At 64.0% G+C, this 2,766-nt stretch carries 3 protein-coding genes; all 3 read left to right on the top strand.

Annotation, left to right across the window (positions count from 1 at the left end):
• Positions 1–643: aromatic-ring hydroxylase C-terminal domain-containing protein (locus tag AC5DC2_RS22465; protein WP_491700095.1), on the top strand; the 643-nt coding region annotated here is incomplete at its 5' end.
• 460 nt (positions 644–1,103) lie between these two features.
• Positions 1,104–2,063: a VOC family protein gene (locus tag AC5DC2_RS22470; RefSeq protein WP_024707919.1), complete on the top strand. Its 960-nt coding sequence runs from the start codon at positions 1,104–1,106 to the stop codon at positions 2,061–2,063.
• Complete coding sequence (locus tag AC5DC2_RS22475) at positions 2,063–2,713, top strand: alpha/beta hydrolase (RefSeq protein ID WP_024707920.1); 651 nt, start codon at positions 2,063–2,065, stop codon at positions 2,711–2,713. Before AC5DC2_RS22470 ends, AC5DC2_RS22475 begins: the two co-directional genes overlap by 1 nt.
• Positions 2,714–2,766 lie beyond the last annotated feature (53 nt).

Consider the following 2,766-nt stretch of genomic DNA (forward strand, 5'->3'; position numbering starts at 1 on the left):
GTCGATCGCCGAAACCGGCCCGATCTTCGCAGCCCTCGGCATGGCCGAAGGGGTGGACCCCGAGCAGATGCAGAAGAACCTCGAGGCGCGCACCGACGGCACTCCCGAGGCCGAGGCCCAGCGCGAGGCAATCCGCAAGGCGATCGCCTTCAAGAAATACGAGTTCGACGCGCACGGGGTCGAGATGAACCAGCGCTACAGTTCTGACGCCGTGGTAACGGATGGACAGATCGAGCCGGCTTTCCAGCTGGATGCCGATCTCCATTACCAGCCGACGACCTGGCCGGGGGGGCGCCTGCCGCATGTGTGGCTATACCGTCATGACAACGGAGCCGAGGTCTCGACGCTGGATCTGTGCGGCCATGGCAGGTTTACCCTTTTGACCGGACTGGGCGGCGAGGCCTGGGTCGAGGCGGCGGTCCGGGTGGCGGATACGCTCGGCATCGAGATCGTTACGCATGTGATCGGGCCGCGACGGGAATATGTCGACCACAGCGGCGAGTGGGCGAGACTGGCGGAGATTTGCGACAGCGGATGCCTTCTGGTCCGACCGGACCACCATGTCTGCTGGCGCGCGACATCGCGCGCCGATGATCCGGAAGCCGAACTGCAGCGCGCGCTGAAACACATTCTGGCCCGGTAGGGCATCAGAAAACCGGCGGGCGGCGCGCAACGCGCCGCCCGGTCTCGAATGCAAGACGGCCCGAAACCGGACCGGCGAAACTTCATAACAGAAAGTCATGCAAGCCGCCCAACATCGCATAATCAGCGCTTCCGCCATGCGCTAGTATGATGCGCGAGGAGCATTCGGTTATTGGCGCAATAGCCGATGACGCGCGGGAACCGAACATGCCGCACCTGAAGCCCGTGTTTCATGGGACGCTTGGGAGGCAACGGCTCGAATTTTTCGCGTCGGCATTCGGGAGCGGAGCGCTGTTGCAGGCGGATGAGGAGTTTCGGCGGCACTGCGTTTTCAGGCCGATAACGTCTTCGCCGGACCACCCATGTTCATGCGTGGGTGTCGCCGGAAGGGGCGCGCACAAGGGCATGGTCATGCGCTTCGTGCGGGTCGAACAGTTTGATTTTTATGGGAGGATCATATCGTGGCGCAAATCAGCGGCTATCATCATCTGACGCTTTCGACGGATGGTGCGCAGGAGGATTTCGATTTTTACACCAAGACGCTGGGGCTTCATTCGGTCAAGCGCACGGTTCTGTTTGACGGCGTGATTCCGGTTTATCACCTCTATTACGGCTCGCCCGACGGCGATGCCTCGACCATCATCACGACTTTCCCGTTCCGCAAGCCGGGCGTCTATGGCCGCCGCGGCACGAACCAGTCGCGCACCATCATGCAGGCAATCCCGAAGGGCGCCGCGAACTTCTGGGTGGACCGGCTGAACGAGCGCGGCATCAAAGCCGAGAAGATCACCCGTTTCGGCGCCGATCGCGTCGTCTTCGCCCATCCCTGCGGCATTCCGCATGAGCTGGTGGAGAGCGACAGCGACGACCGCACGCCGATCGCCAACGAGGCGCAGGGCGTGAGCGCCGAGCACGGCATCAAGGGCATTTACGGCGCCCTGATCGCCTGCTTCGACCGCAGTTCGATGGATGATTTCATGACCGTCGCCCTGCCTTTGACCAAGGAGGCGGACACGGATGAAGGCACGGTCTACCGCGTGCCCGACGCGAATGGCATCATTCAGCGCGTCGAGGTCATCACCGACCGGGAAAGCCCGCAGGGCACCTGGACGCTGTCGGGCGGCACGATCCATCATCTGGCGCTGAACACCGGCGATGAGGAAAACCAGCTGAAATTGCGCGCCCATATCGAGGGTCTCGGCTTCACCGACATTTCCGAGCAGAAGGACCGCAATTACTTCAAGTCCTGCTATGTCCGTTCGCCGGGCGGGGCGCTGTTCGAACTGGCCTGGACGACGCCGCAAGGCTGGGCCCGCGACGAGCCTCCCGGCCAGATCGGCAAGACGCTTGTGTTCCCGCCATGGTTCAAGGACCGCGAGGATGAGCTGCGCGCCGGGCTTGAAGAGGCCGAGTTCGTTTGATGGCTTCGGGTGCGCTTCATCTGCCGGCGGAAAAACAGGCCAGGGCGATCTGTGTGTTTGTGCATGGCCGGGGGCAATCGCCCGAGGAAATGAAGGCACATGTCCTGGACCGCCTTGAAGCGCCGGAGGTCGCCTTCGTGCTGCCGCGGGCCGAAGCAGGCTCATGGTATGATGCGAGGGCGATCGATCCCCTGACCGACGGGACGCGGTCTGCGCTTGCGGCCGCTCTGGAGCAGCTTGCCGCCGATGTGGCGGGCGCGCGCGCTGCGTTCGGCGCGCTGCCCTTGCTGCTCGCCGGGTTTTCGCAAGGGGCCTGTCTTGCTCTGGAATATGTCTTTGCGGGGCTTGCCGCCCCGCAGGCGCTCGCGGCCTTCACCGGTTGCCGGGTGGGCGCGGAGACGGATGAGCGGCCCCGGCGGCTGGCGCCGGATCTGCCGGTCTACCTGACGGGCTCGGACGCCGATCCATGGATTCCCGTCAAAGCCTTTGCCGAAGCCGCCAGGGAGATCGGCGCGGGCAAAGGTCGGCTGCGCGCGGACGTCTTTCCCGGTCGCGGCCATGAAGTATCGGATGCGGAAGTGGCCATGCTGCAAAGCCTGTTGCGGGATCTTGCTGCGGGAGCGCCCCTTGGCATGGGGGCGGCGCGCTAGCGCATCGGCCCGAAAATCGGAATCGATTTTCGGAAAGCACGATGCGTCGATTC

This window comes from Martelella sp. (assembly GCF_984369615.1).

What these genes read in the sequence shown, in the direction of transcription:
- AC5DC2_RS22475 (WP_024707920.1), top strand. Translation starts at nt 2,063, where the DNA reads ATGGCTTCGGGTGCGCTTCATCTGCCGGCGGAAAAACAGGCCAGGGCG.